Annotated in this window: 35 protein-coding genes; all 35 read left to right on the forward strand. The window is 48.4% G+C overall.

Translation table 11 applies throughout. The annotated features are described in order from the left end of the window. The first annotated feature begins 92 nt into the window (after positions 1-92). The 35 genes from NSB25_RS19945 to NSB25_RS20115 all read left to right on the forward strand — a co-directional run bounded on the left by NSB25_RS19945 (position 93) and on the right by NSB25_RS20115 (position 25,556). Positions 93-1,259, forward strand: coding sequence for a hypothetical protein (locus tag NSB25_RS19945; protein WP_103241086.1), 1,167 nt, complete (start codon positions 93-95; stop codon positions 1,257-1,259). Then, positions 1,235-1,702, forward strand: coding sequence for a hypothetical protein (locus NSB25_RS19950; RefSeq protein WP_242982539.1), 468 nt, complete (start codon positions 1,235-1,237; stop codon positions 1,700-1,702). The genes NSB25_RS19945 and NSB25_RS19950 overlap by 25 nt, the downstream gene beginning before the upstream one ends. Then, positions 1,699-5,547, forward strand: coding sequence for an AAA family ATPase (locus NSB25_RS19955; RefSeq protein ID WP_103241084.1), 3,849 nt, complete (start codon positions 1,699-1,701; stop codon positions 5,545-5,547). The genes NSB25_RS19950 and NSB25_RS19955 overlap by 4 nt, the downstream gene beginning before the upstream one ends. 50 nt (positions 5,548-5,597) lie before the next feature. Continuing rightward, the gene (locus tag NSB25_RS19960; RefSeq protein ID WP_103241083.1) at positions 5,598-6,392 is read left to right on the forward strand and encodes a hypothetical protein; all 795 of its coding nucleotides are present in this window, start codon (positions 5,598-5,600) and stop codon (positions 6,390-6,392) included. Beyond that, positions 6,385-7,026: a replicative helicase loader/inhibitor gene (locus NSB25_RS19965; protein ID WP_103241082.1), complete on the forward strand. Its 642-nt coding sequence runs from the start codon at positions 6,385-6,387 to the stop codon at positions 7,024-7,026. Before NSB25_RS19960 ends, NSB25_RS19965 begins: the two co-directional genes overlap by 8 nt. Continuing rightward, positions 7,019-7,864, forward strand: a complete 846-nt coding sequence (locus NSB25_RS19970) for an N-6 DNA methylase (RefSeq protein WP_103241081.1) — start codon at positions 7,019-7,021, stop codon at positions 7,862-7,864. The genes NSB25_RS19965 and NSB25_RS19970 overlap by 8 nt, the downstream gene beginning before the upstream one ends. Then, a complete protein-coding gene (locus tag NSB25_RS19975; protein ID WP_103241080.1) occupies positions 7,845-8,957 on the forward strand; it encodes a Cas9 inhibitor AcrIIA9 family protein in 1,113 nt (370 codons plus the stop codon). The genes NSB25_RS19970 and NSB25_RS19975 overlap by 20 nt, the downstream gene beginning before the upstream one ends. A gap of 12 nt (positions 8,958-8,969) precedes the next feature. Further along, the gene (locus NSB25_RS19980; protein ID WP_103241079.1) at positions 8,970-11,072 is read left to right on the forward strand and encodes a PcfJ domain-containing protein; all 2,103 of its coding nucleotides are present in this window, start codon (positions 8,970-8,972) and stop codon (positions 11,070-11,072) included. Between the two features lies 1 nt (position 11,073). Further along, a complete protein-coding gene (locus NSB25_RS19985; protein WP_103241078.1) occupies positions 11,074-11,259 on the forward strand; it encodes a hypothetical protein in 186 nt (61 codons plus the stop codon). After that, positions 11,252-11,530, forward strand: coding sequence for a hypothetical protein (locus NSB25_RS19990; protein WP_103241077.1), 279 nt, complete (start codon positions 11,252-11,254; stop codon positions 11,528-11,530). The genes NSB25_RS19985 and NSB25_RS19990 overlap by 8 nt, the downstream gene beginning before the upstream one ends. Continuing rightward, positions 11,502-12,542, forward strand: a complete 1,041-nt coding sequence (locus NSB25_RS19995; RefSeq protein ID WP_103241076.1) for a DUF5131 family protein — start codon at positions 11,502-11,504, stop codon at positions 12,540-12,542. The genes NSB25_RS19990 and NSB25_RS19995 overlap by 29 nt, the downstream gene beginning before the upstream one ends. Then, positions 12,535-12,921, forward strand: a complete 387-nt coding sequence (locus NSB25_RS20000; protein WP_242982534.1) for a hypothetical protein — start codon at positions 12,535-12,537, stop codon at positions 12,919-12,921. Before NSB25_RS19995 ends, NSB25_RS20000 begins: the two co-directional genes overlap by 8 nt. Then, on the forward strand, positions 12,915-13,103 hold the full coding sequence (locus tag NSB25_RS20005) for a hypothetical protein (RefSeq protein ID WP_103241074.1): 189 nt from the start codon (positions 12,915-12,917) through the stop codon (positions 13,101-13,103). Before NSB25_RS20000 ends, NSB25_RS20005 begins: the two co-directional genes overlap by 7 nt. Continuing rightward, positions 13,096-13,656, forward strand: a complete 561-nt coding sequence (locus NSB25_RS20010) for a Holliday junction resolvase RecU (protein WP_103241073.1) — start codon at positions 13,096-13,098, stop codon at positions 13,654-13,656. The genes NSB25_RS20005 and NSB25_RS20010 overlap by 8 nt, the downstream gene beginning before the upstream one ends. Continuing rightward, positions 13,610-14,656 (forward strand): DNA polymerase III subunit beta, encoded by a 1,047-nt coding sequence (gene dnaN, locus NSB25_RS20015; protein ID WP_103241072.1) that lies wholly within the window; start codon positions 13,610-13,612, stop codon positions 14,654-14,656. Before NSB25_RS20010 ends, dnaN begins: the two co-directional genes overlap by 47 nt. Before the next feature lie 93 nt (positions 14,657-14,749). Next, the gene (locus tag NSB25_RS20020; RefSeq protein ID WP_103241071.1) at positions 14,750-15,418 is read left to right on the forward strand and encodes a hypothetical protein; all 669 of its coding nucleotides are present in this window, start codon (positions 14,750-14,752) and stop codon (positions 15,416-15,418) included. A gap of 5 nt (positions 15,419-15,423) precedes the next feature. After that, a complete protein-coding gene (locus NSB25_RS29755) occupies positions 15,424-15,609 on the forward strand; it encodes a DNA adenine methylase (RefSeq protein WP_242982533.1) in 186 nt (61 codons plus the stop codon). Between the two features lie 42 nt (positions 15,610-15,651). Continuing rightward, positions 15,652-16,239, forward strand: coding sequence for a DNA adenine methylase (locus NSB25_RS20030; protein ID WP_242982532.1), 588 nt, complete (start codon positions 15,652-15,654; stop codon positions 16,237-16,239). Next, on the forward strand, positions 16,236-16,451 hold the full coding sequence (locus NSB25_RS20035) for a hypothetical protein (protein WP_103241070.1): 216 nt from the start codon (positions 16,236-16,238) through the stop codon (positions 16,449-16,451). The genes NSB25_RS20030 and NSB25_RS20035 overlap by 4 nt, the downstream gene beginning before the upstream one ends. A 43-nt stretch (positions 16,452-16,494) precedes the next feature. After that, complete coding sequence (locus tag NSB25_RS20040; RefSeq protein WP_172455196.1) at positions 16,495-16,671, forward strand: hypothetical protein; 177 nt, start codon at positions 16,495-16,497, stop codon at positions 16,669-16,671. Between the two features lie 33 nt (positions 16,672-16,704). Continuing rightward, positions 16,705-17,046, forward strand: coding sequence for a hypothetical protein (locus NSB25_RS20045; RefSeq protein WP_146040118.1), 342 nt, complete (start codon positions 16,705-16,707; stop codon positions 17,044-17,046). Positions 17,047-17,055: 9 nt separating this feature from the next. Further along, the gene (locus NSB25_RS20050; protein WP_103241068.1) at positions 17,056-17,238 is read left to right on the forward strand and encodes a hypothetical protein; all 183 of its coding nucleotides are present in this window, start codon (positions 17,056-17,058) and stop codon (positions 17,236-17,238) included. 13 nt (positions 17,239-17,251) lie between these two features. Continuing rightward, entirely contained in the window at positions 17,252-17,728 is a 477-nt protein-coding gene (locus NSB25_RS20055) for a hypothetical protein (protein WP_103241067.1), read from the forward strand. Beyond that, a complete protein-coding gene (locus NSB25_RS20060) occupies positions 17,685-18,497 on the forward strand; it encodes an MmcB family DNA repair protein (RefSeq protein WP_207656178.1) in 813 nt (270 codons plus the stop codon). The genes NSB25_RS20055 and NSB25_RS20060 overlap by 44 nt, the downstream gene beginning before the upstream one ends. After that, positions 18,491-18,886 (forward strand): ASCH domain-containing protein, encoded by a 396-nt coding sequence (locus tag NSB25_RS20065; protein WP_207656177.1) that lies wholly within the window; start codon positions 18,491-18,493, stop codon positions 18,884-18,886. The genes NSB25_RS20060 and NSB25_RS20065 overlap by 7 nt, the downstream gene beginning before the upstream one ends. A gap of 91 nt (positions 18,887-18,977) precedes the next feature. Next, positions 18,978-19,292: a hypothetical protein gene (locus NSB25_RS20070; protein WP_120478977.1), complete on the forward strand. Its 315-nt coding sequence runs from the start codon at positions 18,978-18,980 to the stop codon at positions 19,290-19,292. Between the two features lie 2 nt (positions 19,293-19,294). Further along, positions 19,295-19,522 (forward strand): alanine racemase, encoded by a 228-nt coding sequence (locus NSB25_RS20075; protein WP_242982531.1) that lies wholly within the window; start codon positions 19,295-19,297, stop codon positions 19,520-19,522. Next, a complete protein-coding gene (locus NSB25_RS20080; protein WP_103241064.1) occupies positions 19,515-19,736 on the forward strand; it encodes a hypothetical protein in 222 nt (73 codons plus the stop codon). The genes NSB25_RS20075 and NSB25_RS20080 overlap by 8 nt, the downstream gene beginning before the upstream one ends. Further along, a complete protein-coding gene (locus tag NSB25_RS20085; RefSeq protein ID WP_103241063.1) occupies positions 19,733-19,945 on the forward strand; it encodes a DUF6011 domain-containing protein in 213 nt (70 codons plus the stop codon). Before NSB25_RS20080 ends, NSB25_RS20085 begins: the two co-directional genes overlap by 4 nt. A gap of 90 nt (positions 19,946-20,035) precedes the next feature. Then, entirely contained in the window at positions 20,036-20,788 is a 753-nt protein-coding gene (locus NSB25_RS20090; RefSeq protein WP_242982530.1) for a hypothetical protein, read from the forward strand. Positions 20,789-20,987: 199 nt separating this feature from the next. Continuing rightward, the gene (locus NSB25_RS20095; RefSeq protein WP_103241062.1) at positions 20,988-22,373 is read left to right on the forward strand and encodes a sodium:solute symporter family transporter; all 1,386 of its coding nucleotides are present in this window, start codon (positions 20,988-20,990) and stop codon (positions 22,371-22,373) included. Further along, positions 22,366-23,151 carry a phosphoadenosine phosphosulfate reductase domain-containing protein gene (locus NSB25_RS20100; RefSeq protein ID WP_103241061.1) on the forward strand — a complete coding sequence of 262 codons (786 nt, stop codon included), beginning with the start codon at positions 22,366-22,368 and terminating at the stop codon, positions 23,149-23,151. The genes NSB25_RS20095 and NSB25_RS20100 overlap by 8 nt, the downstream gene beginning before the upstream one ends. A 125-nt stretch (positions 23,152-23,276) precedes the next feature. Next, positions 23,277-23,903: a ParB/Srx family N-terminal domain-containing protein gene (locus NSB25_RS20105; RefSeq protein ID WP_103241060.1), complete on the forward strand. Its 627-nt coding sequence runs from the start codon at positions 23,277-23,279 to the stop codon at positions 23,901-23,903. Beyond that, positions 23,894-25,045: a phosphoadenosine phosphosulfate reductase domain-containing protein gene (locus tag NSB25_RS20110; protein ID WP_103241059.1), complete on the forward strand. Its 1,152-nt coding sequence runs from the start codon at positions 23,894-23,896 to the stop codon at positions 25,043-25,045. Before NSB25_RS20105 ends, NSB25_RS20110 begins: the two co-directional genes overlap by 10 nt. Continuing rightward, positions 25,035-25,556, forward strand: coding sequence for a ParB N-terminal domain-containing protein (locus NSB25_RS20115; RefSeq protein WP_103241058.1), 522 nt, complete (start codon positions 25,035-25,037; stop codon positions 25,554-25,556). Before NSB25_RS20110 ends, NSB25_RS20115 begins: the two co-directional genes overlap by 11 nt. Positions 25,557-25,637 lie beyond the last annotated feature (81 nt).

Below are 25,637 nucleotides of genomic sequence, written 5' to 3' on the forward strand. Positions count from 1 at the left end.
AGCACTCGGCAGATTGTCGGGGCGGCTTCTACGGAAAACCATATCAGGGCATGATTTAGCAAATAAATCAATGACGATATGGAGGAAAATCTATGGACAATTCTTATGCATTGACTGAAATCCAGTCAAAATACCAGAACTGCAATCTGCTGATACCGGCAGCTACATCAGTGCAGATCAATCCCTTTTACAAATGTACGGTCATGGAGGTTGTGGCCGACACCTCTGAGAACTCCGGCGATATTTTTAAGGTCGGAAATATCAAGACCGGGGAGGATCGGAACGGAAAAGCAATCTATGCAGACGTTTTCTCCCCGGCAAAGCCGCTCCTGATGAAGCTTGCGACTGCGGCGGGCGTCCAGTTCCATCCGGAGTACACAACGGTCTTTCGGGAAAATGCAAATACTTATGTCGGCAAGGCATATGGAGCACTCCGGCTCCCGGACGGGACTTTCAAGACACACGCAGAAACGAAGCGGATCTGTCTGGATGATGAAGAATCCAAATACCGCCTCGAATTCATGGATAAATCCATTATGGGGATCCATGACTGGAGAGCAGCAAAGGCCGCAGCGGATATGTTCAAAGGAGAATGGCGGGAGGATCCGGAGAAGCGGGACAAATGGAACAAACCGGAAAAGTATTATGTGATTGCAGACTGTGACCGGGAAAAATACATTGAGCGTTCCATTCTGGTAAACATGACGCTTCTCAGGAAAACGGCATCTGAAAAGGCACAGACGGGGGCAATCCTGCGGGTTATCCGGGCTTTGCTGGGAATCAAAGGTACATACCAGCTGAACGAATTGAAAAAGCCGTTTGCGGTTCCCACTGTCACATTCTCGCCGGATTACTCGGATGCCACTGTGCGGCAGGCAATGTTGCAGCAGGGAATGAATTCTATGGGGAATATGTTCGGCGCGGCAGCAGCGCCGCCGGCAATCAGCTCTATGGGGATTTTCGAGGACGCTGTCCATGAGGCTTTTGATCCGGAGGAAAATCTGAGCAATCCGGCTTTTACATCGGAGCAGAGTACAGAAGATGATGATATTCAGGAGCAATACCAGCAGGCACCGCCACAGGAGACCTCAGAACGCCGGGAGCCGCCGGCCCAGCAGACAGAGACGCCCCGCGAAGAATCCAGCGGATATTTCTGTGATGAATGCGGAGCGGAGATCAACGAAAGGGTGTATGGGTATTCCCTTAATAAATTTGGGAGGCCGCTTTGCATGAAGTGCCAGAAGGGAGCGGGGAAGTGATGAAGCTGATTAAAATTTCACCGGATCTAGAGTTGACAGTGCATGAATTCCCTTCCGGGGGATATGCGGAAGAGAACAGGTTTCTGCGGGAACTGATCGGGAACCATTGCGATATTTATGAGCATATCATGCCGAGCAGATTGTATACAGTGCTGCATATGAAAAACCGCCCGACAAAAGTGCCGGGGCAGTGTATAAGTATGCTGATTGATGAGGAGGGGCTGTTAAAGGAAAACGAGCCGAATCCGGTTGGCAGTTATCTCTATGAAACTGACAGGCACGGCCATCCGATCATGGGGAACATTCTCTTTGTCGGAGAGGAATGGGGAAGTGACGGGATAGATTTCTGCGGCATTGAGGATTCTGTTTTTGAAAATCTGAAGCTGCAGCTGGATCATATGATCGAGGTAATGAAAGTGGCAAAGGAGGCGTTTGGCTTATGAAAATATTACATACGGCAGACTGGCATTTCGGGACGTTCCGAAGCCCGGTCAGGGATGGGGTAAATCTCCGCACAGAGGATACGAAACGCTGCATGGATGAACTGATAAGAGTGACAAAGGAGGAGCATCCGGATTTTTCTCTGGTTTCCGGTGATGTGTTCCACGTTGGCCGGCTCTGGTCCGACAGGTGCTGCGAAGAGATTGTCATGGCAACTCACTATATCAAGGAGCTGGCGGCAGCTTCTAAGGAAGTGGTGATCATGCGCGGTACCCCGAATCATGACGGAGCTGCACAGTTTAACGTCCTCTCTGAAATGTTCAAGGGCGTTCCGAATGTCCATATTGTCGCCATGCCGGAGGTTCTTACATTTGAGGATGCTGACATAGCGGTCCTCCCAGGATTTGACAGGGGAGTTTACCGGGCAAAGTTCCCCGGCCTCTCCAGCGAGGAAGAAAATGAGGTGTTCACGCAGGAACTCTCCAATATCGTTACCGGAATGCGGGCCCAGTGCAGACCTGGTAAGAAAAAAATCCTTATGGCGCATTATACCGTTCCTGGGTGCAATACGGAAAGCGGGCAGACGATGATGCTGACGCAGTTTGAGCCGATCATCCCTCAGGAAGCTCTGCTGGCGGCAGGGTATGATCTGGTAGCCCTGGGACATATCCACAGACCGCAGAACCTGATGAACCAGTATTGGTTTTACTCCGGCGCCATAAATGCCATGAATTTCAATGACGAAGGACAGGAGCGGGGATTCTGGATCCACACGGATATGCCGTTTGGGGGATGGGACAGCCGGTTTTTCAAGACACCGATCAGAGAATTCATCACTTTCAATTTTACTGACACGGATATCACAGCGATCAATCTCGGAGACATGGATGATGTGGCATACAATTACTGGCGGCACAACGGGGCCGTGAAAGATAAGATTGTCCGGATCCATTATAGCTGCTCCGCGGAGAACAGCAAAGCGCTGAATAAGGCGCTGATCGAGAGGACGCTGCTTGAAGACGGGGCTTTCATGGTATGGGAGATCCTCCCGGATAAAATAGATGAATTTGCAAACCGGACAGAGCTGGCCAGAGCCACGGATCCGGAAGCCAATCTTATCAAATATCTTGAAGAGAAGCAGATGGAGCCGGAAAAGGTGCAGGAGTTGGTGCTGAAAGCAAGGCCCATTATCGCAGAGGCAGAGGCAAATATGCCGACGGCGGTCAATACTGGGATATTTGAACCGGTGGAAATTTCGGTCAAGAATTACCGCAACTATGAGGATGAAACCTTTAATTTTGAGGATATCACATTCTGCACCATCAATGGGCAGAACGGGGCCGGGAAGAGCAGCCTGTTCATGGACGCCATAATTGACTGCCTTTATGAGCAGCCGAGAGAGGGCATCATCAAGGACGATACCGGGAGATCTCCGTGGCTGCGGAATGATGAATCGGTCCGGTCCGGCGCCATTATGTTTACATTCCGTATTGGGGAAAAGAAATACCGGGTGACAAGGACCAGGGCCCGCTCCGGGAAGGTAACGCTGAACATTGCGTGTTTCATGGAAGGGGAATGGAAAGACTGCTCAAAGGAAAGGGCGAACGATACCCAACAGGAGATCTTGAATATCATCGGCATGGATAGCTTCACATTCAAGTCCTGCGCGCTGATCATGCAGGATCAGTATGGGCTCTTCCTGCAGGCCAAGCCGGAGGAAAGGGTGGAAGTCCTCGGAACACTTCTCGGCCTGGGTGTCTATCAGATCATGGAGAGAATCGCCCAGGATAAGGCAAAGGTATATGGGGCGAAGAACCGTGAACTGAAGCAGGAGGTCGAGATCCACAGGAGTACGATATCCAGCTTTGGAAATCCGGAGGAAGAACTGGAGAACTGCCGGACGGAACTGGAAGGATACGAAAGCAGGTTGCAGGAAAAGATTGCAGAGCGGGATAAAAATAAGCTTCTCCTGACAAATCAGCAGGAAGCCGCAGAAAGGCGGACAAAGCTGTTGGCATCTATTACTACTTTGCAGAGTAAAAAGGCTGCTACAGGCCAAAATAGAGCCACTCAGCAGGCGATTATAGATAGCTGCTCGGTTATTCTTGACAGCCGGCAGGAGATTGAGGGGAAGGTCGCGGAGTATAGCGCCCTCATGGAGCGCGAAAGGAACCTGGCCAGGGAATCCGCGCTGTATTCTGCAAAGAAACGGGAGGCGGAAGGTTTTGCAAGGCAGGCCGCATCCGAGCAGGAGGCTATTGATGCTTTCAAAGCAAGGATAGAGCAAAAAGAAAATGAGCTGTCGTGGGCCCAGCCCTCGGATCAGGATGCAGTCATCAAAGAAAACGCCGCAGAGTATGAACGGCAGAAGAAATTGCTGGATGAAGCGTATGAGCAGGAAAGGGCATACCGGGCGGTGGAGAAGCAGCTGACACAGGCAAGGTACGATTTACAGCAGATCACCACACGGCATGATTCGGATGTAAAGCGTCTGCAGCTTGAAGAGGCCGGACTGAAAAAGAAAGCAGAGCTGCTCTCCAATGTGGAGTGCGTGGATATATCCCAGGCTAAATGCGGATTTCTGGCAGATGCGATTTCGGCAAAACAGGCCCTTGAAGATTATCCCGGACGCTATGCGGAATTGGAGAGAGCCTATGGGGAGCAGACGGCGCCCCTCGATCAGCGGATTGCCGAGTTAGAAGAGCAGCTGGCCAGATTGCCCTTTGATGCCGGGAGAGTGGCGGCAGTATCGAAGAGGATAGCCGAGTTGAAGCCCTACATGGCAAAGCTTGAAGCCATCAACCAGCGGGAAGGCAAGATTGCCCTGCTGGAAGCTGATATACAGCATTTGCAGTCAAATATACTCGGGGCAGAAAAAAGGCTTGCGGAGGCCAAATTAAAGGGCACAGAGGCCGAGCAAGAGCGCGACCGGTACGCCAAGGTATCGGAGGAACATGCACAGGCACTGAGCGCGATCGCGGCGCTCGGGCCATGGATTGAAAAGGAAAAGCAGCTTCCGGTGGCAGAGGAAAGGAAGACGACAGCAATGGGCCGGGTGCTTGAACTGGCGGCAGAAATGGCAGAGATCGAGGCGGAAATCAGTGAAAAACAGGCTGAGGCAGACAAAGAGGCGCAAGTCATGAGCAGCATAGAGGAACTTGCTGGCATTGTTGCCGGCATGAATGTGGAAGTGGATTCCATCAATGCCCTGGTACGGGAAAAGCAGATGAAGATCGGCGCTCTGCAGCAGAAATCAGATCAGATTTCCAAACTGAAAAAAGAGATTGTGGATTTGCAAGAAAAGCAGACGGAATACGCAAAAGAAACGGCAGATTATGACGCTCTGAAAGTTGCATTTAGTCAGAGCGGTGTTCCCCATCAGATTATCCGCTCCATTATCCCGCAGCTCACGGCTACATCCAACTCCATTTTGGGGCAGATGACCGGCGGGAAAATGGGCGTGGAATTTCGGCTGGAGAGGGTGCTGAAAAACGGAAAGGAAAAGGTTTCTCTGGATATTTTCATTGAAGAATATGGGAAATCTGTACTGCCGTATCTGTCGAAGTCAGGAGGCGAAAAGGTAAAATCCTCCCTCTCGGTGATACTTGCCCTTGCGGAGATCAAGTCATCATCTGCCGGGATCCAGCTGGGGATGCTCTTTATCGACGAACCGCCGTTTTTGGACGGGGACGGAATTCAGGCATACTGTGACGCACTGGAAACCATCCAGGGCCGGTACAGAAACATTAAAATCATGGCAATCACGCATGATCCTACTATGAAAGCCAGGTTCCCCCAGAATTTGGATGTCGTAAAGACCGAGAGGGGCAGCAAGGTTATTTATTAGAAATATGCCGGAGGGCGGAAACGCTCTCCGGGAATGAAAGGAGTGGTGGGATGCCAAACAGGATATTGAAAGAGAGCATTTGCAGAAGTGAAGAAATAGATTCCTTATCCTGGTTTGAAGAAGTTCTGTTCTATAGGCTGATTGTGATCTGTGATGATTTTGGGAGATATGACGGCAGGGCAAAGATAATCAAGGGTTCATGCTTTCCCTTAAAGGATGTTACGGAAAAGGATATTGATAAAGCGCTTGATAAGTTGTCGGCGGTAGGCTTGGTCCGAGTGTATAAGGCACAGGGAAGACCGTACCTGCAATTGGTAACTTGGGCGGAACATCAGAGGATCCGTAACCAGAAAAGTAAATATCCGGAGTACACATGCGATTGTGAACTTCTGCTGTCAAATGACAGCAAAGGACAGCAAAAGGAAGCATCGGACAACAAATGCGTCCGTAATCCAATCCAATCGGAATCCAAATCCGAATCGGAATCCAATGCGGATATATGCTCCGAGCAGAAAGCCGCTGCGGAGCCGCCGGTGATCACGCTCTCCCTGAATACCGGGGAGGAATATGCCGTCACACGGGGAGACGTGGAGGGATGGATGGAACTTTATCCGGCTGTTGATGTCATGCAATGCCTGCGGAACATGAAAGGCTGGCTGATGTCTAATCCGGCAAAGAGAAAAACGGCACGCGGAATCACGCGCTTTATAACAACATGGCTGCAAAAAGAGCAGGATCGGGGAGGGACGCCGAGGTATAGGCCCATAGCAAACCGGGAGCCTGCCGGCGCTTCCAGAGTAGAGCAGTTTGCAGCGGGAGCAAGGGAGTGGGCGAATAATGGATAAACAGCAGTTTGCAACAATTTCCATCGGAATCAAATCTGCCTACCCGGCTTCAAAGATACTGGAGGATAAGGCATCTATGGATTTCTGGTACATGATGCTGAGAGACATCCCCTATGAGGTGGCTGAAAATGCGGTTATGGAGCATATATGCACCAACGTATTCCCCCCGAACATAGCGGAGATCCGGAAGCTGTGCATGGAGCGGTGCAGGCAGCCAGTGCTGAGCTTTGACGAAGCGTGGGGCGTGGTGCAGAAAGCGATATCCACGTATGGTCGGGAACGTCCGCAGGAAGCATTTGAAACCATGGATGAACTTACCAGGACGATAGTGAAAAATCTCGGATGGACCAGGCTGTGTTGTAGTGAAAATCCGACAGCTGACAGAGCGAATTTCAGGGAAGCATATGAAGCCAGGGCTGGTGATTTGCAGGACAGCCTCCAACTGCCAGAGTTTGTGGCAAAGGGGAAAGCAATGCTGCAAGAGCAGTATATTCCGCCCATTGAAGAGAAACCGGCACCGAGGATTGAGACAGCAGAGAGACCGCCGGATCCGAGGGCAGATCTCACGCAGGAGCAGATGGAGGAACGGGCAAGGAAATTTGAGGAGGCAAGAAGGAGGATTTTAGGTGGCTAGAGCAAAGCGGAGTGAAATCATACAGGGTACCGAAAAGGAATTTTTGGATGTATTCAACCGGCTCTGCTATTCCAGAAGCTCCTGGCAGGTATGGGCCGACTTGATAAGCGCAATCGCATGTACCCTGAGCAATGTGACAGATCGGACACAGAAGCATTTTGAGGCGAGGGAAAAGGAATATGCCCAATGTATAGAGAGACTCGGATCAGTGGAAATAACGGCGGAGATACTCAATATCATCGTCATGGCTTTGGAAAATGAGCCGGAGCAGGACTTTCTCGGAAAAATGTATATGAATCTGAACTTGGGAAACCACTGGAAAGGCCAGTTTTTCACCCCATATAACGTATGCAAAATGATGTCGCAGATGACCGTGGAGAACGTTGACAGGCAGATAGAAGAACAGGGGTACATATCCATTTGTGATCCAGCATGCGGCGCAGGGGCAACACTGATAGCAGCAGCAAATACCTTGAAAGGATCCAAATATAATTTCCAGAACCATGTGCTTTTTGTAGGGCAGGACGTGGATCGGGTGGTGGCTCAGATGTGTTATATCCAGCTTTCTCTCTTGGGATGTGCCGGTTATATCTGTGTAGGGAATACGATTACCAACCCTTTGACCGGCCCGGTATTATTCCCCAGGGAAAACGAGGGGCAGGAAATGTGGTATATGCCAATGTTCCAGTCGGATGTGTGGCAGTGGCGGAAGATATTTCATTCGCTGGGAAGTATGGGTGGAACTGTAACCACCGAAAAAACAGTGGAAAAAGAGCACTTTTATATGTTTTTCGATTTTGGAGAAAAGGAGGCGCAGTATGGGAGTCAAAGGATTTGATGGAAATTTGTCGGAAGAGAGCAAAAAGGCTCTGCAGTCGGAAACGTGGCAGAAAGTCAGGGATAGCATGAAAGAGAAAAAAGAGGTTAAGCACTTCACGGCTGAAAGCACAGCGGAGAATGCCTATGGAGCGATCTGGAATCAGGTTGTAAATGAGTATCTGAAAAGCGGATATAATGCCGAGGATAAAAGCCCTGATATTGTCGTGATGGGCGAGACGTACAGGACATTGCGGCGTCCAGAGGTAACGGTCTTTTATGATGCTGCCGGGGACACTCTCTTTGATGTGACGAATGAGAGGCTTGAAAAGGAATATGAATGGCTGATGAACGGCGGCGCCGGGGATGCGGCGGAGAATACGGACACCAGGGAGGAAGATAATGCGGATAGGAAAAGTGATTTGGTTGTGGAACAGACGGAGGAAGATCCGGAAGCTGGCGAGGCTCCGCAGGCGGAGCGAGCGGAGGAGGATGAACCGGATAGCACACCTGATGTAACTGGGGAAAACATTGAAAGCAACCAGGAGCCGCCCAAACCAGTGGAAGGCAAGAGCACCAGCGAACAAGACAGTAGGCTGGTCAAACAGCGAGCTGAGGAAAAGTTGAAAAAGGAGCTGGCGGCGGCCAAAGACAAATCTTTTGCGGATCCGATTATTGGGTATCTTCTGGAGAGATGCCGGGAGGATGAAGGGCTGGCCGAGGATGTGGTGCAGGATCATAAGACCTGGCAAAAGTGTTTTGAATATATCTATCGCCAGGCCAGACAACAGGCGCATGGGAATTGTGCTGCTGTTCGTGATGATGTGGTATATGAATGGGCCGAGGACTATTACCACAAGGACGATAAGGCTGAGGAAGAGAAGAAAGCCAAAAAGACAGCCGAGGACAAGGCCAAAAAGACCGCTACTGAAAAAGCTAAAAAGGTAAAAACTGCGACAGAACGAAAAACGGTTAAAGCGAAAGGAAATGCTGAGAAGACGGAAAAGGTTTCCGTTCCTCCTAAAGCAGAAACGCCTAAAGCGCCGCCGAAGCCCAAGAAAAACCCGAAAGAGATGGACGGCCAGATGGATCTGTTCTCAATGATGGGCATGTAGGGGGTGGTTAATATGAATAAGAGATCGCTTTCAAGGATAGAAAAGCCCAAGGCGTCTGAAAATATGATTCGTCTGGCGAAAAGAACAGACGGGGACAGGTATATTGCGACAGCAAAAATTATTGATGTGGATGGAGAAAAAATACTGCTCTTGAATTTCTTCCAGAGGTCAGAACTCGTCAAGGAGAAAACAGGAGCAGCATTTAGGACATTTATTTCCCGGAGCGATTATATCACGCAGGACCTATCTAGCGCAAGAGTGAAATGGAAAACTGGAAGTTTCAAGTCAATTTTGGGGTGGTATTGGTGGAATACCAAAGAAAAGGGGCATGATGTTACATTCGCATCAGATTCAGATTTTATCAGTGCGAAATATTATATGAAAGCCTATTTCGAGGGGGAAGATCCGAATGTATGGGATGCAATCTGGAAATTTCAGGATGAAGTTCTCGACAGGCGGCTGAAGGCTAAGCATAAAAAAGAAACAGACAAAATTGATAAGAAAATGGAGATGGTACCAGAAAAGCCGGAAGGATTTGAAAAATGGGTGCATGAGATTGCGATGGGGGATAAAAGGTATCTGGTGTATGAGGCCGCAAGCAAAAAGAAAATGACAACGGGATACTGTACTTATTGCAAAAGGACTGTCCGAATAGATGTTAAATCTGTTCAACCCCGAAATAAAAAGCGGGGGAATTGCCCTAACTGCGGTAGCCCTGTAACTTTCATCCCCAAAGGATATTTTCCGACCTATCAGAGAGACAGTAAATGGGTGTGCCTGATGCAAAAAGTTTCGACTGTGATTGTGTCGAGATATTTTCACGTCCATCAGGAAATCCAAAGAGATTATAACTACAAGGAATCGTTTAGCATAAGTGAACTCTGTAGAGCGTTTTTGGAAGAAGATAACGTGGAGATTAAAATTGATTCATATGAATGGGGGATATACAAACAGCATGGGCTTCCGCGTTGGTGTCCAGATCAGAATCATAAAAATTGTGCAAGTGCTGTTGTTTATACAGAGAACCTGCCGGAGGTGTTTAAGGGGACTTTCTACCGGTATTGCGCTTTGGACTTATACCAAAAGAAACTTGCCTGTGATCCAGTACCGGTATGGCGCTTTATGAATACATATCCTCGATACACCTATCTGGAAATGTTTTTAAAGGCCGGCCTTGTTAATTTGACCGGTGAAATTGTGGAAGGGCATGCATACGAGCTTGATTTAAATGGCAAGACACCAGAGACTATTTTGGGGATATCTAAAAAATATATCTCAATACTGAGAGAGATTGACGGAGGCACTGCTGAATTAAGGTTACTGAAACAGTGTGAATCCGATAATATTCTTCCGCAGGGAGAAGATATCCGTGGTTTCTGCGAACGGTTCGGAGGAAATGATGAACTGATCGGGGTTATCAATGCCCATATGAGCATACGGAAGTTTAACAAATATATGGATAAGCAAAGAACTGTCTTGCCAAAGCATAAAGAAGTCCCCTGCCACGCAGCATGGTGTTCTCCGGAAAGCTACAGCAAAAAGGAACGGATGCGTGAGGGATATAGAAATCTGGCAAAAGACTGGTTGGACTATATTTCGTGGAGTGCAACATTGAAGTATGACATAAAAGATATGTATGTATTGCTCCCTCCGGATTTTGGAAAGGCCCATGATAGGGTAATGAAAGAATATCAGGCATTTAAGGATGAACAGGAACGGAAACGTCAGGAAGAATTAGAGAAGTTAATCAAGAAAGCTTTAGACGCCGCCGAGGGTATTCCGGCGATGATGATGAAGGCCAGAGGTTTGATGATCATTCTTCCCAAGAGCGGATCTGAGATTAAGGAAGAGGGCCGGACGTTGCATCACTGTGTAGGAACCTATGTAGAGCGAGTTGCGAAAGGCGAAACCATGATTCTGTTTATTAGAAAGGAAACTGCTCCGGACGTCCCTTATTTTACACTGGAATATAGAGACGGAAAAGTCATCCAATGCAGAGGCAAAAAGAACTGTGGTATGACAAAAGATGTTAAAGCTTTCGTTAAGGCTTTCGAGCGAAAAATGAAGGAGGAGAGCGAGGCAGAAAATTCTGTAAAGGGAAGGAGGGCGGGATGAAATGGCGGATAAGGCAAGGCATAAGATCAGAAATCTGCTTATGAAGCTGAATGATGAAGACCGGAATACTCTTTGTTGTCTGCTGATAAAAGCGGGATATGCTGCCCGGATCGGAAAGGAGCGCCCCGGTGGCAAGGGGCAGACAATGTATTTCGTGGAATTTTGGGAGGAGGATGCAGATGCTTAGAAAAGTTTGGATTCCCAAGAACATAGCCAGGAGGCCGGCGGCAAGAACAGAAACGTATCTGAAATACGGATTTGTGATTACAGAATGCGAGAAGCATTTATGTCCCAGGTGCGGAAGCATTCTGAACGCAGGACCGAATTACCAGCCGAGATATTGCGATCAGTGCGGGCAGAAAGTCAGCTTCAAGGGAATTGAGTGGAAAGAAGAAAAGGAATTAGGGTTTGCGGAAAGGAGCGGGGAACATGAACAGGTCGAAGATAGAGTGGTGTGACCACACATTAAATCCCATTACGGGATGCCGGCGTAATTGCGAATACTGCTATGCCCGGCGCATGGTTGCCCGGTTTTCCGGTGATGTAAGGCTTAATAAGATGGCAAAAAAGGATTATTCCATGGTGCCGGCGGCTGATGGGGGAGAAGACTTATATGTGCTGGATGCCCCAATGCTGAATGAAACAGGGAATCCGCTTGTATATCCCTTTGGATTTGCCCCTACGCTGCACCGGTACCGGCTGGATACTCCCGCAAAGCTGAAAATGGGAAACAATATTTTTGTAGGCGCCATGGCGGACGTGTTCGGAAGTTGGGTGCCGGATGAGTGGATTGCGGAGATATTCAATATCTGCCAGAAGTACCCCATACATAATTACCTGTTTCTCACAAAGAACCCGGAAAGATATAAGCGCATTGATTCAGCCGGAATCCTCCCGGCGGGTAAAAATATGTGGTACGGATCCACGCTCACCAGGCCAGAAGATAAATGTTTCGTGTCAAATGCACACAATACATTCTGGAGCATTGAGCCGATTCATGCGCCGTTTTGCCTGTGGGAGCGGGATGAATTTTCTCCTAACTGGATAATTATCGGTGCGGAAACCGGGCGCAGTAAAAACAGGATCATCCCACAGAAGGAGTGGATAGAGGATATCGTGGCATGGTGTGAGAAGTCAGGGATCCCGGTGTTTATGAAGGATAGTCTGCTCCCTATCGTTGGAGAAGACGGAATGCGGAGAGAATTCCCAAAGCAGCTTCAGCACTCGGCGATAAGTCCGAAGATGGAAGCGAAAATATATGATGTCTGTGCCGAATGTAAGGTCCGGCTGAAAAAGAGCGACATGATTACGTTGCTGGCGAGATCCAGGCGCGGAGAGCAGCCGAAACAGTTTGGATTTATGTGCAAGGAATGTTTCAAGAAATTCTGCCGGGATCTGGGGCTGGATATTCCCCATCTGGCAGAATTGGCAGACAGCATTACAATAGGCCCCGGTGATACAGATGGGTAAATGGAATAGGAACAGAGAGGGCTATGCTGACATTACCGCCGGCATAGCCATAGGGAGAGTATCAAGAGAGGAAAGGAAGATTGCTATGGCGAAGAAGAGAAACTGCAGGCGCACAACAGACGAAAGTATTATCCACGAAAAGGCTGTAAAGATGCGGAAAATGACTGACGAGCAGCTGGTGCATTACGTGGAGGATCGGGTGGAGAAAGCCAGGAGCGAGGGTTTTAACCAGGGAAAGGCTCAGGCACCTAAATACAGATCGATCAGCATTGAGAAAATTATCAATGAGATTGGAAATGTCCGGGGAATCGGGGCAACTAAGCTGGAGGGCATTCAGGCAATCCTCGAAAAGCATTTGGAGGTAAGAGCAGAATGTTAAAAGTTGGAGATAAGGTTGTTATGAATGACAAGTACCATGTTCCTGAGAAGAATAAGGGAAAAGAGTTTATTGTTACAGTAGAACCGCAGGAAGTATGTGGAACGCTTTGTGTATGGCTCGAAGGTTATAGAGGTTGTTATGCCGCAGACGGATTGACAAAGGTTGGTGAGGCCAATGTCTGATCCGAGGCGGCAGCTGATCGGGAGGCGGAGCAAAGCTGCCGGAGAAACCTTTGAGCGCTGGATCACGGATGCCTGTGAATTTTATCTGCGGAATGGCTGGGCGCATATAGAAAAGACGCCGGAGCCGTTCCACATCACCAGCAAGGACGAAAGAGGAGTTGTCCGTGGTTATTATGAAAAGAAAGGGCAGCCGGATTATAAAGGCATTTTATGTGATGGCAGCGGGATTATGTTTGAGGCCAAGCACACGGATTCCGACAGAATCAATCAGAATGCCGTTACGGATACCCAGTGGAAAAGCCTTGATATTTATGAGAAGTTTGGGGCCCACTGCTATGTGATGGTATCCGTAGGGCTGATGAAGTTTTATAGGGTTCCCTGGGATATCTGGAAAAAGATGAAAGAGTTGTTCGGGCATAAGTTTATGACGGAACAGGAACTGGAGCCGTACCGGTTGCAGGAGAAGCAATGCACAATACTCATTTTGGAAGGAGTGGAATTGAAAGATGAAAATACAGAAAACAGACCTGGCTCAGAAGCTGAACAAAATTAAGGGAGTGGTGCCGAAGAAAACCACCATGCCGGTCTTACAGGGTATTTTGGTCCGGGATGGTTATTTAATCGCCAGCAATATGGAAATGACCGTTAAGGCGAAGATAGAGGGCACAGAGGGGGAATCCTTCATCATTCCGGAAAGGGCGTTTGACCTGATCAATAACCTGCCGGATGGAGAGATGGAAATTTCCGCTGCGGCTGGCAATATCATCACGATCAAGGCTGACAAGATCAAAAATAAGTATCAGACGCTGGATCCGGCACAGTTTCCTACAACGGCTTCTCAGGATGAGGGAAGTGAGCTGAGGATTAAAGCAGAAATGCTTTTGGAATCCATGAAACGTGTATCCTATGCGGTGCCGGCGCAGAATACCAATACGGTAATGACTGCCATGTGTCTGCAGGCGGCAGGCGGGCAGCTGAATTTTGCCGGACTGGATGGCCATGTGCTGGCATGGGACAAAATAGACTATGACGGAGAATTTGAACTACTGATACCGAAAAATACGGTCGATAAGATGAAGTCACTCGGGCTGTCCGGGGAGGTCCAGATCCGGCACAATAAGACGGGCGCAGTATTTATAACGGAGGATTTTGAAATATATACCCGGCTGATCGAGGGGGAGTATTTCAAGTATCAGACACTATTCAAGGAACTTCCGTTACATACGGTCGTATCGAGAATTGCCCTGCTGGATGCGATGACAAGGGCGAAGATGTGTACCGAGGAGCGGTGTCCGGTCAGGTTTGAACTGGAAGGAGGTTCCCTGAGCCTGAGCATTAAAGATAAGACCACGGATTACCATGAAACGATAGAGCTTCAGGAGAACATTGCGGAGACGCTGACGATAGGGTTTGATGCCCGGCTGGTACTGGAAACGCTGAAAGCGTTCGACTGTGAGAATGTAGGGCTTTCCTTTGGAGGCCCGAAGATGCCTATGATTGTCGAGGCCGAGGACAGCGATTTTAAGACAATCGTTCTCCCGGTGGCAATATAAATTAGCGCCACATACTCCGATTGGTCTCGGAAAGGAATGATATCACACAAATAAACCAGGGCGGCGGGCGCTGCCGCCCGGAAAGGAGCAGACATGGACGAAAGCATAAAAAACAGATGCATGAAAAGATTTAAGAATCATAAAGCTACGGTGGTACTGGAAAATGAGGATTTCCTGATTTTGGATTGGAGGGATAAGAGCGGCAGCGGAGAATATGCGGTCAGATATATTGTGGATTGCCAGAAAGGAAATCTGATTGTCAGTGGGGATCTGGGAGACTGCATAGCCAGCTGGTTCAATCATGTAACACCGGATAAGCTGGCGTGTTATATCAATGATATCTCATACTTCATGGGAAAATTCCAGTGTTCTTCCGACACATATGATTATCAATGGCACGATATCGTGTCAGACCTTGAGGGCATAAAGGAAGAATTTCTGAAAGATGATGGAAATTGGAATCATGGAATATCAGCAGGTGAGGTTGAGGAAGATTTTGCAGAAATGCTCAGATTATGCGATGAAATGACTTTTGGAGAAAATGTTCCGTATCCTGATGCCTTTGTTGAACTTGCAGAGAGATATGCGGATCCGTGGTGGGAATCAGAATTTGCACATATAGGGAAGCGGATCAGCGAGCGTGTGTATTTGTGGGCCATTGGGTACCAGATGGCTTTAAAACAGATACGGAAGGCGGCAGCAGAAGCGGGGGAGGATGGGGCTGGTGGAGCCGATCAGCCGGTATTGGCTCCGGGAGCGTAAGGCCGATGAAAGCGATAGCGAAGTATCCGGGAAGTAAGTGGTCGCTGGCAGATTGGATCATAAGATTTTTCCCAAAGCACCACAGCTATCTGGAGCCATTCTTTGGAAGCGGAGCCGTCCTGTTCAATAAGCCTAGATCCCATATCGAGACGGTTAATGACCTGGATTGCAATGTTGTTAATCTCTTTTAGTGCATACGGGAAAATCCGGAAAAGCTGGCAGGAATGATTTATATGACACCATACGCACGGGAAGTATACGAAAGGTCATATGAGGAAATTCCAGAGGACAAATTTGAAGCTGCTTTGAATTTCTATATCAGGCTTAATATGGGACATGGTTTCCGGACTTCCGGGGAGCGTGTGGGCTGGAAGAATGATGTGCAGGGGCGGGAGCGCTCCTACGCATCACAGGATTGGTGCAATCTGCCGGGGAAGATTATGCAGGCTGCTGAACGGCTCAGGGGCGTACAGATTGAAAACAGGCCGGCGCTTGAACTTATAAAACGGTTCAATTTTGAAAACGTGCTGATATATTGCGATCCGCCGTATGTGTTGGAGACTAGGCACGGGAAGCAATACCGATGTGAAATGGATGATATGGAACATGAGGAACTGCTGAAGGTTTTGCTCCAACATAAAGGACCAGCCATGATAAGCGGCTATGATACAGAATTGTATCGGGACATTCTTTCTAAATGGGAGCGCCGGGAAAACACATCTTATTCCCAGGTCAACTCCAAGAAAAAAGAAGTGCTGTGGATGAACTTTGAGCCGGCTAATATTCAGATGACTTTTGAAGATTTTGGAGGTTTAGTATGAAGATATGTCCGAAATGTGGAAGAAAATTTGAGCGGCTTTTGGCCGTATCGAGAATGGATAATAAAACGATGATCTGCGATAACTGCGGGACTATGGAGGCACTGGACAGCGTTCAGCATGGGATTTTGACACCGCAGGAGCGTACACGGCTTGCGGTAGCAGCAACGGGGAATAAGTGGGCCATGGAGAATTTCAATGATACGCATAATTGAACAACGGAATTCTCTTATCCGGTGATTAAAGGAGATTGATTATATGAAATGTGCATTGTGTGGAGAGCAGTTTACAGATGATGATCTTGAAGATCTGATGGAAATGGAGGAGACTTTTCATCGTGAAGGTAATTATTTTATATGCCCTGATTGTTACGATGATTACCGCAGAATGAGCCTTGAAGATCAGCTTATTGCTTTGATGGAAAGCGCCTCATAATATATTTTTATGTTGCGCATGGTGGGAGGTAATATGTATAGGCAAATGGATATATTTGATTTCATAGAGAAACCACCAGAAAGCGAACTGAAGCCACCCCGGACACAATTTGAGCAGCTGTTTGAAAAGGTAAGAGATCCGGTATGTCTATGTGCCAACTGTCTATGCGAGTTTTGCGTGAATAATGCGGAGCAATCACTGGACAGAGTTAAGCCAGGGGAGATGCAGGAGCCGTGTTTTAACTGTGATGATTGCCGGGTATATGATGGAGATCGCCGGAAACTGAACCAGCGCAAAGAAGAATGCGTGGAATTTGTAATGTCTGATTATGGAGCCAGAAGGAACAGAAAAAGGATAAGGCTGATAAAAAAATAGGAGGTGCCTATGGGAATGTATCATAAAAACAGATTTGTCGGTCCTGGGTACAAACGGCATATAAAGAGATGCACTTCTCGGGGAATGAGAAGGGCAGCGAAGAAAAGCTGCAGAGAGGAATTTACGGATAAGATCACTCTGACAGGGAAAAGCCACAATCTGTATGGAATGGATGCGTGGAAATTTAGTTGAAAGGTGGAATGTGATGGATAAAAAAGAACGGCTGTGGTTCCTGTTTCAGTTTCTCCATGAGGTCGAAAAAGAAATGTCCCGGGAGGAAGAAAAGCAGGTGATGATTGAAAAAGCCATCAATCTCCGCCTGATGTGTGACTATGTGGTCAGCTGTTCATACTATGATGTGGTGCTGATCATCTGTATGCTGCACGATTATATAAATATGTTGGATGAAATAAAGGCTGATGATGTCTTTTATCAGGCATATTATCGGGGCGTGTTCACGAAGATGGCCGACCGGCTGGCAGAACAGATCGAATATGACTACGAAAAGCAGCTGGAGAAGTGTAAAAAGAAAATGGAGGCGAAAGAGAGAAAAGATGATGTTGGAGAGGATGCGATGGCTTTAGCTGTGAAATATAGTGGTAGGGGGAAAGAGGCCAAGAAAGAAGGAGGTGAGACAGGTGCTAAAAGTAACATCAACAGAAATAAAGAAAGCGCTGGCTAAATACCATCCGAAGGATTATTTCCTTACAGAGTGCAAAACCTGCTCTACATACTTTCCGGATCCACAAGGAATGCTCAAATTTGACGGACTGGCAATGACCAGAAGCTATACGGCGCCATGTATAACCGGATATGAAATCAAGGTAAGCCGCAGCGGTTTCCTTGGAGATAATAAATGGCATTTGTATCTGCAATACTGTAATGAATTTTATTTCGTGGTTCCTGCGGGATTGGTGGCAAAGGATGAAATTCCGGAAAATGTCGGCCTGATCTACTATTATCCCGAAACAGGGAAACTCATGAAAAAGAGAAGGGCGGTTTATCGGAAAATCGAGGAGCCGGTGGGAGTTTATAAGTATATCATTTACAGCCGGCTGGATCAGGAGCGGATACCGTTTTATGAGGACCGGGCAGAATATGCCAGAGATTATCTCGCGGATCAGAGCGAAAAGAGGAAGATAGGGCGAGACTTCGGAAGTAAGATGGCAAAGGATCTCAAAAATTGCCAGGAGAGGCTTGAGCGCCTGAGCGATGTGGAGGGACGGCTTGAGCAGCTCCGTAAGATCGAGGAGATTCTGGAAAAGCATCAGATATTAGGATGGCGCTGGTACCGAAATCTGGATGATACTTTAAAAGATCTGGATGATGCTCTGAGCAGCAGCTATCCGAAAGAATTAGGGCGTGTAGAGGATGATCTGCAGAGAGCATTGGATAATCTTAGAAGGATAAAGGAAAACCATTTACAAAAGGAGGCGAGTGAGCTATGTTGATACTTCCCATAGAGCGCAAGTGGCTTGATATGATACTTTCCGGAGAGAAAAAAGATGAATACCGGGAGATAAAACCATATTGGACCGTGAGGATTATACACTGGCTGGGATTTCCCAGCGAGGAAACGGAGACTGTTCTGGAGCTGCTTAGGGCCCAGGGCACGATCAAGGCCCATCCGGTCATTCTCCAGAACGGATATAGACGTGATTCTCCGGAAGTGGAGGTCATGTGTAAATTATCTATCGGAACCGGAAGGGAAGAATGGGGAGCTGTCCCTGGAAAGGAATATTATCGGTTCCATATCGAGCAGATTGGCCGGATGGCCGGTATTGAAAGGGGAGAGGCGGAGGATGGAACAGAACAGGGTGTTAGATTGGGTTGCAAATGACAGGGTGGTATTATCGCTAACTTGTCAGCAAGAGCAGGAATGGATGGAAATCCTACAAAATTCTGAAATGATGAAAAGGCGGATGGTGAGTATGAAAAAACTTGATGATATGATTGCGGATCTGCTTGATATGGATATTGTCAAATCAGACAATACGGTTGTTTTCTCCAACGAGGCAAGGCAGCTGATTCATGAGATTGCTGAGAAGTGCAGCACTATCCCGATTGTGGATGAAACCAGGCAGCAGGCAGAGGAATATGCCAGGGGATTATCTGCAGAGCAGGTATATACGGATATGCTTTACAAGATTGTGGAGGCGCCTACCAGGATCCACATGAGGGTGTCGGCAAGGATGCTGATTCCGATTATTGATCAGAAATTACAAAACGTGGGAGGGGAGGGATAAGCGTGGAAGTAAAGATATGGCCGAGAGGCCCAAAGGAAAAAGGCGGATATGCCATGATGCCCATGAGGAAGAATATTCCGGTCGGCCGGGATGGATGGGAACTTACACAATGCCCGGCGTGTGGATGTGAATGCTGGAAGACACCGCTGCTTTCAGTGGTGCTTCAGCAGGGAGCCACTGCCTTATGTACGGAATGCGCCCTGCGGAAAGGGGTGGAAGCAAATGGCTAAGACAAAAAGCGTATTAAAATCCCAAAAACCGAAGCGAGTCAAGGAAAAACCGGAGGAAAAGGCTCCAAAGCGTATCGATACTGGAAAAATAATGGCTCTGAAAAGGGCAAGGTGGACCGATGAAGATATCGCGGCTGAAATGCGCATGGAGCCGGCGGCGGTTTCAAAAGTCATACGGCAGTACATAAGGCGGCTGGCGGAGGGAGGGCTATGAAGTGTTCAATCTGCGGCAGAAAATTAAAGAACCCAAAGAGCCGGGAGCTGGGGTATGGTCCGGTCTGCTATAAAAGGAAATTTGGCATTGCCCCGCATGCAAGCCACAGGGATGCCGATATGCCGGTACCGGCAGTGGAAGAAGCCGATCACAATCTCCCGGGACAGATATCCATGGAAGATTATCTGCAGACACTTTTGGGGCAGTAAAAAAGGAGAGTGCTTTCGCAACCCTCCAACAGACAGTTAGATTATAACATAATCTGATAGAAATTGAAATAGGATCAGGAGGGCGATTGCATGAAAACAGACAACAAAAATATTGATGCCGGGAAGGCGGCGGCACTCAGATCGGCCGGCTGGAGAACCGAGAGGATTGCCGCAGAAATGGGAATTACACCCGAAGCAGTAGAAGAAGCTCTGCGTGCTCATGCGGAAAAGCCGGTCCGGGAACAAAAACGCAAAGCTGAGGAAGAAGCGAAACCAGAGAAGATCGTGTGTCTCTCAGCTACAGAACTTCGTGAAATATATGAGAAAGCAGCTGCGATTGGGGCAAGGGAGGCGCTCAAGACATTTGAACAGGAACGGAAGAAGGAGTACAGCCACCGGGCCGACAAGCGGCTTCGCAATACCAAACTTCTTCTGCGGAATTATCATATGCTGAAGGAGCATGCAGAAAATTCCGTTTTTGGCCGGACGCAGATGAAGGAGTCGGCGCTGGATATTCTTGAATCCATGATGTCCATCTATAATGACGAGGTTATCATCCAGAGCATCAAGAACAGCGCCACCAGGACGGCTATCATTGTATCTCATATCGAAACTATGTTCGGATTGTATTATTCTTACTGTGACAGGTCCACCAATAGGGAGATTGATCTGCGCCGGTACAATGTGGTATGGGATATGTATATGGCGGAGGATACGCTTTCGGCCAAGGAGATTGCGGAAAAGCAGAATATTTCCAAGGACAGTGTATATTCGGATCTCCGGGTAGGGATTGAGAGGCTGACGGCGCTCATTTTTGGGGTGGACGGATTGAACGTTCGATAAATCCTCCGGCTCAAAAAACTTTCCATTGACATTACAATATAAAAGTGGGAAAATTGTACTCGTAAAATTCTAAATCGAACGTCGGGGAAGCCTGGTAGTATTCCGGGCTTCCTTTTTCGTGCAATTTTTCCGGGAAAGGAGATGGAGCAGGGAGAGGATGGCATGAGGGCTCCTCCAAAAGAAAATAAGGAGGAATACCATGAATTACACTTTGATCGTGCTGTTGGCCTATGCGGTGGTAATGTTTGGGGCAACGGTGCTTATGACAAAAAAAGAGGGCAATGTCGAAAGGTTCTGTGTCGGGAATAGAGATATCGGGTGGGGAATATCCGCGCTGAGCATAGCCGCCACATGGATATGGGCGCCGGCGCTGTTCACGTCAACCGAGAACGCATACACAAAGGGCTTTGCAGGGCTCTTCTGGTTCCTGGTACCGAATGTGCTTTGCCTGATACTGTTCATCCCTTTTGCAAAAAGGATAAGGGAGGAAATGCCGGAGGGGATCACTCTTTCCGGGTATATGCATGAAAAATACCGGTCCGGCTCCGTGAAGAACATTTACCTGCTCCAGCTCGGCGCATTGTCGGTATTATCTACCGGGGTGCAGCTGCTGGCAGGCAGCAAGATTTTAAGTATGCTTACCGGGATCCCGTTTACCGCCATGACGGTGATTATGGCGGCGATTGCGTTTTCCTATTCCCAGTTTTCCGGGATAAGGGCCTCGATACTGACAGATGCCATTCAGATGGTCTTCATGTTGGCCGCCAGCATAGGTTTTGTGGCTTTTGGTGTAAAGAATGGCGGAGGGCTGGAAACGCTGCTTACGGGTTTAAGAGGGGCCACAGGGGATGCCGGACGCCTGTTCTCGGCAAGTGGACTGGAGATTTTCCTCGGATTTGGGCTTCCGACCACAATCGGGCTTATATCCGGGCCGTTTGGGGATCAGTGCTTTTGGCAGAGGGCTTTCTGCGTGAAAAAAGACAGGGTCGGCAGGGCATTTCTGGTAGGAGCTCTGCTGTTTGGCATTGTGCCGCTGTCGATGGGGATCCTCGGATTTATCGGCGCCGGCATGGGATATGCCGCGGTGGATACCGGGGTGGTCAATTTTGAGTTGATAAGCACATTATTTCCGGCCTGGGCGGTGATCCCGTTTTTGTTTATGATCATTTCCGGCCTGCTGTCCACGATTGACAGTAACCTGTGCGCAGTATCTTCCCTCACAACAGACATTTTTCGGAAAAATACAATGGGGAAAACAAAGCTCTCCATGATCTTGCTGTTGGCCGCCGGCATTGCGGTAGCAAATATCCCGGGGCTGACGGTAACGCACTTTTTCCTGATGTACGGAACGCTCAGAGCCTCCACATTGTTGCCAACGGTTCTTACCCTTAAAGGCGTAAGGCTGGCGCCGCAGGGCATCGTGGCAGGAGTTATCTCCGCCATGCTGATCGGACTGCCGGTGTTCGGGTATGGAAATATAAAGGGGATAGCCGTTTGCAAGACTGCAGGGAGCCTTCTGACCGTTATCCTCTCCGGAGCCGTGGCTCTGGCCGTGACCAGAAAGCGGGGTGAGGACCATGGGTGAAATACTTGGAAGAAAGCAGCGGATCAAAAATTCTGAATGGATCGAGGCGCTTGCAAAGATCGAGCAGGCCGTGAGCCGGAAAGAGCTGGATCAGCTGGTGGATAAAACCGTGAAGGAGATTAAAAAGAAAACCAGGGGCAAGAAAGCCGCATATGCATGGAGCGGCGGAAAGGATTCCCTGGTTCTGGGGGAAATCTGCCGTATGGCGGGGATAGCCTCCTGTGTGCTCGTTATCTGCAATTTGGAGTACAAAGCGTTTATAGAATGGGTGGATGCTCATAAGCCTCCGGAATTGTCCATAATCAACACAGGACAGGACATGAAATGGCTGGCCGCCCATCCGCAGATGCTTTTCCCACAGGACAGCAAATATGCGTCTATGTGGTTCCAGATCGTTCAGCATAGAGGGCAGGCGAAATATTACAAAGAGAACCAGCTGGATATGATGCTTTTGGGACGCCGGCGGGCAGATGGGAACTATGTGGGAAGGGGAGACAATATCTATACCAACAATCAGGGCGTGACGAGATACAGCCCGCTCTCCGACTGGACACATGAACAGATGCTGGCATATATCCATTATCACAATCTGGAGATGCCGCCAATCTATGATTGGAAAAACGGGTATCTCTGCGGCACGCATCCATGGCCGGCAAGGCAGTGGACCGGAAGCGTGGAAAATGCCTGGGCAGAGATCTATGAGATAGACGGCTCTATCGTAACGGAGGCGGCAGAACATATCCAGAGCGCAAAAGACTTTTTGGATAGTCTGAAATAAAATGTTTTCACTTGACAGCACTTGCAGGCAAATGTCCGCAATGGCTGTCAATTTTGCTATTTGCAGATGGCATATAGATCATACGTTGCAGACGCTCCTACCAAATCAGTTTGGAGGATGCGGACATGAAAGTGGTAAAAATGAAATTGGCTGATCTGGTAAAGCCTGAGAAGAATGTCAGGATCCATACAGAGCAGCAGATCAAAGAATTTCGCCGGAGCGTGGAAATGTTCGGGCAGATCAGGCCGATTGTCGTGGATGAAAAGAATATCATTCTGGCAGGGAACGGCCTGTATGATACCCTCGTTGCGATGGGGATGGACACGGCAGACGTGTACCGGTATGACAATCTCACTGAAAATCAGAAAAAGAAGCTGATGATCGCTGACAATAAGATTTTCAGCCTGGGGATTGAGAACCTGGAGACGTTGAACAGCTTTTTGGAGGACCTGCAGGGCGATCTGGATATTCCCGGATTTGATGAAGAAATACTGAAACAGATGGTGTCGGAGGCCGAGGATATCACAAGCAAGCTTTCTGAATATGGAACCCTTGATGAAGATGAGATCCGGAGCATTAAGGAGGCGGCGGAGAAAAGGGATCAGCAGATGCAGGCCAGCCAGGGAGAACAGCAGTCAGAACAGGCCCCGGCCGCAGTAGTGCAGCAGGAGCCGGCGGCAGACAATGAAGATCCCACCGAGATAAGAAAATTTGTTGTCTGCCCGAAATGTGGAGAAAAGATATGGCTATAAAAAGATGCCCGGCCAGCATCGATGTGGTGGAAGCTGCAAAGATCAGAATCCGGAATGTTTTCCGAAATGGTCTCCCGGTTTATATGTCTTTCAGCGGTGGGAAAGACAGCCTTTGCATGTCGCAGCTGGTAATGAATCTGATCCAGACTGGCGAGATCGATCCGGCGCAGCTCATTGTGCAATTCATTGATGAAGAAGCCATTTTCCCATGCATGGAGGAAAAGGTGCGGGAATGGCGCAAAAAATTCATGTTAGTTGGGGCAAAGTTTGAGTGGTTCTGCCTTGAGGTGAAACACTACAACTGCTTTAACGAACTGTCCAACGATGAAACTTTCATCTGCTGGGACAGATATAAAAAGGATGTATGGGTAAGGCAGCCCCCATCATTCGCAATCCGGGACCATCCGCTCTTGCGGCCCCGCATAGATGCGTATCAGGATTTCCTGCCGAGGCTATGCACAGCGGGGATTACCATAACCGGAATCCGGACAGCAGAATCCGTACAGCGCCTGCAAAATATCGCAGTAATGTTGAGAGCCGGAAAGTCCATGACGAATAAGCACCAGGTATTCCCGATCTATGATTGGACCAACAATGATGTATGGCTCTATCTACTGCGGGAAAAAGTGGATATTCCGGAGATATACCTGTTTTTATGGCAGTCCGGGACAAAGAAGGGCCAGCTGAGGGTATCGCAGTTTTTCTCCATTGACACGGCCAAGAGCCTTGTGAAAATGAATGAGTATTATCCGGATCTGATGGAGCGGATCATTCGTAGGGAACCAAACGCTTATCTCGCTGCCCTCTATTGGGACAGTGAGATGTTCGGGAGAAATACCACAGCCAGAAAGCAGAATGAAAAGGGGAGCGCTGAAAAGGATTACAAGGCGGCGCTTCTGGAGCTGTTCTCTGACATGGATGGGAATTTTCGGACGGAGCATAAGCGATATGTGGCCAACCGATACCGAAACTTTTTTATGAGTGTTTCTGCTATTGCGGACAATAAGGACTGCAAGGCGATTTATGAAGGGCTTATATCGGGCGATCCGAAGCTGCGTTCGTTCCGGGCGCTATACCAGAGGATCTATGGAAAATATATCACAGAAGCCAAGAAAAAGGAGGGGCTGCCGAATGGACAATAAGATTTCTGGCCCGCTGTCAACGCTCCGATGGGTAGACAGGGGGAGTGTGAAACCGAACGACTACAACCCAAACAAAGTATCAAAACAGAACCTGGAATTGCTGAAGCAATCCATACTTGCCAATGGCTGGACCCTGCCGATTGTGGTAAGGCCGGATTTCACGATTATTGACGGATTCCACAGATGGACGGTTGCCGGAGAAGAGCCTCTGGTTTCCATGCTGGACGGGAAGGTGCCGGTGGTAATTGTGGAGCATAAGGATAAGGCCGGGAATATCTATGGAACTGTTACCCATAACAGGGCGAGAGGTACGCATCTGCTGGGACCCATGAAAGCAATCGTAAAGGAGCTGATGGCAGAGGGGAAATCCGTGGAAGAAATTGGGAAGCAGCTGGGAATGAGGCCGGAGGAAATCTTCCGGCTTTCAGAGTTTTCCAAAGAAGACTTTCTGAAAATGATGATCAAGCCGGATCAGGGGTTCTCGAAAGCGGAGTTTATAACGAAGATTTAATGTTAAATCAATCGGTATCCGTATGACACAACAACGAGGGAGTGCATTGCCTCCCTCTGTTTTTATGAAAACAAAACAAAT

The organism is Acetatifactor muris (assembly GCF_024623325.1).
GTDB classification, from domain to species: Bacteria; Bacillota; Clostridia; order Lachnospirales; family Lachnospiraceae; genus Acetatifactor; species Acetatifactor muris.